Source organism: Brevundimonas sp., assembly GCF_032107865.1.
In the GTDB taxonomy this organism is placed as follows: Bacteria; Pseudomonadota; Alphaproteobacteria; order Caulobacterales; family Caulobacteraceae; genus Brevundimonas.
The window spans coordinates 1-5,340 of the sequence record NZ_DAMCNG010000186.1 but is presented as its reverse complement, the minus strand read 5'-3'; the positions used below and the strand labels follow the sequence as shown (position 1 = coordinate 5,340).

The 5,340-nt window shown below is 65.4% G+C and carries 7 protein-coding genes; all 7 read left to right on the top strand.

Annotated elements, in window-relative coordinates; all coding sequences use genetic code 11:
- Positions 1 to 61 precede the first annotated feature (61 nt).
- A complete protein-coding gene (ctaD, locus tag RT567_RS13215; protein ID WP_046652139.1) occupies positions 62 to 1,708 on the top strand; it encodes a cytochrome c oxidase subunit I in 1,647 nt (548 codons plus the stop codon).
- Positions 1,709 to 1,773: 65 nt separating this feature from the next.
- Positions 1,774 to 2,751, top strand: a complete 978-nt coding sequence (gene cyoE / locus RT567_RS13210; protein ID WP_313576768.1) for a heme o synthase — start codon at positions 1,774 to 1,776, stop codon at positions 2,749 to 2,751.
- A gap of 5 nt (positions 2,752 to 2,756) precedes the next feature.
- Positions 2,757 to 3,017 (top strand): hypothetical protein, encoded by a 261-nt coding sequence (locus RT567_RS13205; RefSeq protein ID WP_313576767.1) that lies wholly within the window; start codon positions 2,757 to 2,759, stop codon positions 3,015 to 3,017.
- A 5-nt stretch (positions 3,018 to 3,022) separates the two neighbouring features.
- Positions 3,023 to 3,598, top strand: coding sequence for a cytochrome c oxidase assembly protein (locus tag RT567_RS13200; RefSeq protein WP_313576766.1), 576 nt, complete (start codon positions 3,023 to 3,025; stop codon positions 3,596 to 3,598).
- 42 nt (positions 3,599 to 3,640) lie between these two features.
- Complete coding sequence (locus tag RT567_RS13195; RefSeq protein WP_313576765.1) at positions 3,641 to 4,519, top strand: cytochrome c oxidase subunit 3; 879 nt, start codon at positions 3,641 to 3,643, stop codon at positions 4,517 to 4,519.
- Between the two features lie 85 nt (positions 4,520 to 4,604).
- Positions 4,605 to 4,937 carry a DUF983 domain-containing protein gene (locus RT567_RS13190; protein ID WP_313576764.1) on the top strand — a complete coding sequence of 111 codons (333 nt, stop codon included), beginning with the start codon at positions 4,605 to 4,607 and terminating at the stop codon, positions 4,935 to 4,937.
- A partial coding sequence (locus RT567_RS13185; protein ID WP_313576763.1) for an SURF1 family protein occupies positions 4,934 to 5,340 on the top strand: 407 nt, incomplete at its 3' end. The genes RT567_RS13190 and RT567_RS13185, both read left to right, overlap by 4 nt.

Genomic DNA, 5,340 nt, shown 5'->3' with positions numbered 1-5,340 from the left:
CAACCGCCGCCGCGCCCGCCGCGCCGGCCGCTCAGTAAGAGAGACGCGAGAGCCCAGACCCATGGCCACCGCTGCTGTTCACGATTCACACGACCATAAGCCGGGCTTCTTCACCCGCTGGTTCCTGTCGACCAACCACAAGGACATCGGGATTCTGTACCTGGTGTTCGCCATCTTCACCGGCCTTGTCGGCGGCGCCCTGTCGGGCCTGATCCGCTGGGAACTGGCCGAGCCGGGCATCCAGCTGTTCAAGGAAGGCACGATCATCCAGCAACTGGGGATCGTCGAGGCTTCCAAGCACGGCTACAACGTCACGGTCACGGCCCACGCCCTGATCATGGTGTTCTTCGTCGTCATGCCGGCGACGATGGGCGGCTTCGGCAACTACTTCATCCCGATCATGATCGGGGCGCCGGACATGGCCTTCCCGCGCCTGAACAACATCTCGTTCTGGCTGATCTTCTTCGCCTTCGTGCTGCTGGTGCTGTCGATGTTCGTCGACGGCGGGCCGGGCCGCGGCTTCGGCGGGGGGTGGACCTCCTATCCGCCGCTGTCGACCATGGGTCATACGGGACCGTCGTTCGACCTGGCGATCTTCTCGCTGCACGTCGCGGGCGCATCCTCGATCCTGGGCGCGATCAACTTCATCACCACCATCTTCAACATGCGCGCGCCGGGCATGACCCTGCACCGCATGCCGCTGTTCGCCTGGGGCGTGCTGATCACGGCCTTCCTGCTGCTGCTGTCGCTGCCGGTTCTGGCGGGCGCCATCACCATGCTGCTGACCGACCGTAACTTCGGCACCTCGTTCTTCGACCCGGCCGGCGGCGGCGATCCGGTGATGTACCAGCACCTGTTCTGGTTCTTCGGCCACCCCGAAGTGTACATCATGATCCTGCCGGGCTTCGGCATGATCTCGCACATCGTCTCGACCTTCTCGAAGAAGCCGATCTTCGGCTACCTCGCGATGGCCTACGCCATGGTCGCCATCGGCTTCATCGGCTTCATCGTGTGGGCGCACCACATGTACACGGTCGGCATGAGCGTGAACCTGCGCGCCTACTTCGTGGCCGCGACCATGATCATCGCCGTGCCCACGGGCGTGAAGATCTTCAGCTGGATCGCCACCATGTGGGGCGGCTCCATCACCTTCAAGGCGCCCATGCTGTGGGCGATGGGCTTCATCTTCCTGTTCACCGTCGGCGGTGTGACCGGCGTGGTCCTGTCGAACGCCGGCATCGACTACAGCCTGCACGACACCTACTACGTCGTGGCGCACTTCCACTATGTGCTGTCGCTGGGCGCCATCTTCTCGATCTTCGCGGCCTTCTACTACTGGTACGAGAAGATGTTCGGGGTGAAGTACAACGAGTTCCTGGCTCAGGCTCACTTCTGGATCATGTTCGTGGGTGTGAACCTGGTGTTCTTCCCGCAGCACTTCCTGGGCCTGCAGGGCATGCCGCGTCGCTACGTCGACTATCCGGAAGCCTTCACCTACTGGAACCACGTCTCGTCGGTCGGCTATCTGATCACCATCATCGGCGTCGGCGTCTTCCTGGTGCTGCTGGTGGAATCCGCCATCCGTCGCCGCAAGGCCGAGGCCAACCCGTGGGGCGAAGGCGCCACCACGCTGGAGTGGACTCTGTCCTCGCCTCCGCCGCACCACCAGTTCAACGAACTGCCGGTGGTCAAGGCGGACAACCACTGATCCTTATCGGATAGACCCGGAGAGGCCGCCCTTCCGTTATCGGAGGGGCGGCCTTAACGCTTTTTATGACCATGACCGAACAGCCCACCCGCGAAACGCCCCTCGTCACCACGGCCCAGCCGGAAGACTTCTTCCAGCTGTTGAAGCCGCGCGTCATGTCGCTTGTGGTGTTTACGGCGGTGACGGGCCTTGTCGTGGCGCCGGGCCAGCTGAGCTGGGTCAACGCCGTCATCGCCATCCTGTGCATCGCCGTCGGCGCCGGAGCGGCGGGCGCGCTGAACATGGCGGTCGAGGGTGAGACCGACGCCCTGATGCGCCGCACGCGCGGCCGTCCGGTTGCGGCGGGCCGCGTGCGCAAGAACGACGCCATCGCCTTCGGCATGGTGCTGTCGGTCTTCTCCGTCATGCTGCTGGGCATGACGACCAACTGGCTGGCGGGCGGCCTGCTGGCCCTGACCATCGTCTATTACGCCTGGCTCTACACCCTGGTGCTGAAGCGCCGGACGCCCCAGAACATCGTCATCGGCGGCGCGGCAGGGGCTCTGCCCCCCGTGATCGGCTGGGCCGCGGTGACGGGCGATGCGCCGTGGCAGGCCTGGCTGCTGTTCCTGATCATCTTCATGTGGACGCCGCCGCACACCTGGGCCCTGACCCTCTATTCGGCCGGCGACTACGCCAAGGCGGGCATTCCGATGATGCCGGTGGCGCGCGGGGCCAAGTCGACCCGTCTGCAGATCCTGCTCTACAGCCTGGCCTTCGTGCCGGTGGCGATCGCGCCGGCCTTCACCGGCCTGGGCGGCCCCATCTATCTGGTGGTGTCGGTCGCGGGCGGGCTGGGCTTCCTGGCCCTGGCCTTGCGCCTATGGCGCTCGCGCGCGGGCGATCAGCCTGACAAGGCCGAGGCCGTGGGGCGAGAGGCCGCATTGTATGACGTCCGGGTCGAGGCCAAACCGGCCCGCAACCTGTTCGCGTTTTCGATCTTGTATCTGATGGCGTTGTTCTCGGCTCTCCTGGTCGAGCACCTGTCGGGTGTCGGAGTCTGAGTCTCATGTCACAACCCCAGTACCTGAAGCTGAACGATGAACAGGTTCGTGCGCGCAAGCGTCGCAACGTGGCCATCGCCCTGGGCCTGCTGGCCTTTATCGCCCTGGTCTACACCGTGACGGTGTCGCGCATGCACGCCAACAACCAGGCGCGACATGAAGCCGAGGCGGCGGCCCTGGCCACGCTGGAAAGGGCCGACCCGGCCCTGCCGGCGCCGGTCCAGCCGGACGCACCCGTTCCCGCGCCCGCAACCCAGGAGCCTTGAGGGCTGTGAAGAACAAGAATTCGGTCGCGCTGCTGTGCGCGGCCCTGGTCATCCTGATGACGGGCGCGGCCTTCGCCGCCGTGCCGCTGTACCGGCTGTTCTGCCAGGTGACGGGCTTTGACGGCACGACCATGAAGGCCGAGGCGGCGCCGACCACGATCCTGGACCAGGAAGTCCTGATCCGTTTCGACACCAACGTGCGCGACCTGCCCATGACCTTCCGGGCCGAGCAGTTCAGCCAGAAGGTGCGCATCGGCGAGACGGGCATGGCCTATTTCGAAGTGACCAACACCTCGAACCAGACGATCCACGCCACGGCGGCCTATAACGTCGTGCCCGAGCGGGCTGGTCCGTACTTCCAGAAGCTGCAGTGCTTCTGCTTCGAGGGGCAGGAGATCGCGCCGGGCGCGACCGTCTCCTTCCCGATGCAGTATTTCGTCGCGCCCGAGATGGCGACCGACGCCGAGGTGAAGGGGGTGCGCGAAATCACCCTCAGCTACACCTTCTTTCCAACCAAAGGCTTTCAGCAGAGCGTTGCGAACGACTCTGCTGTTGGCAAAGCCGGAGAGCGGGGGCTATAGCCCTCTTCAAACGACTCTCGCCTTAATTCAGAGACCTTGGGAATGGCTGACGCTCACGCGAAACCGCAACACGACTACCATCTGGTCGATCCGAGCCCCTGGCCGCTGATCGCCTCCTTCTCCGCGTGCATCATGTTCGTCGGCGCCGTGATGTGGATGAAGGGCCTGTTCGGCATGCCCGAAGGCACGAAGTGGCTGTTCTTCGCCGGCCTCGCGGGCGTGCTGTTCACGATGTACGGCTGGTGGGCCGACGTCATCAAGGAATCCAAGAAGGGCGACCACACCCCGGTCGTGGGCATCGGCCTGCGCTACGGCATGGTGCTGTTCATCGCGTCGGAGGTGATGTTCTTCGTCTCCTTCTTCTGGATGTTCTTCGACATGGCGATCTTCAACGAAGCGCGCACGATCATCCCGGAAGTCGGCAACTGGGCCGACACCGCCGCCGCCTGGCAGACCTGGCCGCCCAAGGGCGTCGAGCTGCTGGACCCGTGGAGCCTGCCGCTCATGAACACGGTCATCCTGCTGCTGTCGGGCACGACCCTGACCTGGGCGCACCACGCCCTGATCGGCGGCGACCGCAAGGGCGCCAAGCTGGGCCTGCTGATCACCGTCCTGCTGGGCGTGCTGTTCACCGGCGTTCAGGCCTATGAATATTACCACATCCTGCACGGCCACCTGTTCTTCAGCGAAGAAGCGGCTCAGTCGAAACTGTACGGCTCCATCTTCTTTATGACGACGGGCTTCCACGGCTTCCACGTCCTGGTCGGCACCATCTTCCTGGCCGTCTGCCTGCTGCGCCTCTACGCCGGTCAGATGACCCCGCAGAAGCACTTCGGCCTCGAAGCCGCCGCCTGGTATTGGCACTTCGTCGACGTGGTGTGGCTGTTCCTCTTCGTCTTCATGTACGTCGTCTTCGGTTGATCGAACGCGACGGACAAGTTGAGCTTTCGTCGGCGCGGGGCCCCACGCCGATTTGCTTGTCTGGCCCGCCGTTCGCGCGGGGCTCATGGGGCGCTGTCCGGCCTGCGGGCGCGGGCCGCTGTTCGAGGGCTTTCTGAAGCGTCGCGCCGCTTGCGAGGCCTGCGGCTTCGACCTGGGCGCGGTCGAGACGGGCGACGGCGCGGCCACCTTCATCATGCAGATCGCCGGCTTTCTGGTCGGCTTCTCGGCCCTGGCCGTCGAGATCGCCTGGAGCCCGCCGATCTGGCTGCACCTGATCATCTGGCTGCCGTTGGTCGCGGTTCTGGCCGTGGCCTTGATGCGGCCGGGAAAGGGGCTGATGACAGCCCTGCAGATGCTGCGCCAGAGCGGCGCCGAATCACACCGAGAGACCCGATGACCGTCGCCGCCCGGCCTCGCTTTCCCATCATCCTGACCGTGGTCGCCGTCCTGTTGCTCGGCGCCCTGCTGACGCTGGGCGTGTGGCAGGTGCAGCGGTTGCAATGGAAGCTGGACCTGATAGGCAAGTCCGAGGCCGCCGCGGCCCAGTCGCCGGTTCCCCTGGCCGAGGCCCTGGCGCTGGATGATCCCGAATTCCGTCAGGTGGTCGTGACCTGCCGCGGCCTGAACGCCGCCCCCTTTGTCGAGCTTCAGACCATCGAGGACGGCGACGCCGGGGTGCGGCTGATCTCGGCCTGCCCGGTCGAGGGGCAGGGGACGGTGCTGGTCGACCGCGGCTTCCTGCCCGCCGAGACCGCTGAGCGCCCCTCCGTGCAGGCCGAGGCCGCCATGCCGGTCGTCGT

Excerpts from the sequence above, each read along its gene's own strand:
- ctaD (WP_046652139.1), top strand. The coding sequence starts at position 62 with ATGGCCACCGCTGCTGTTCACGATTCACACGACCATAAGCCGGGCTTC.
- cyoE (WP_313576768.1), top strand. The coding sequence starts at position 1,774 with ATGACCATGACCGAACAGCCCACCCGCGAAACGCCCCTCGTCACCACG.
- RT567_RS13205 (WP_313576767.1), top strand. The coding sequence starts at position 2,757 with ATGTCACAACCCCAGTACCTGAAGCTGAACGATGAACAGGTTCGTGCG.
- RT567_RS13195 (WP_313576765.1), top strand. The coding sequence starts at position 3,641 with ATGGCTGACGCTCACGCGAAACCGCAACACGACTACCATCTGGTCGAT.
- RT567_RS13190 (WP_313576764.1), top strand. The coding sequence starts at position 4,605 with ATGGGGCGCTGTCCGGCCTGCGGGCGCGGGCCGCTGTTCGAGGGCTTT.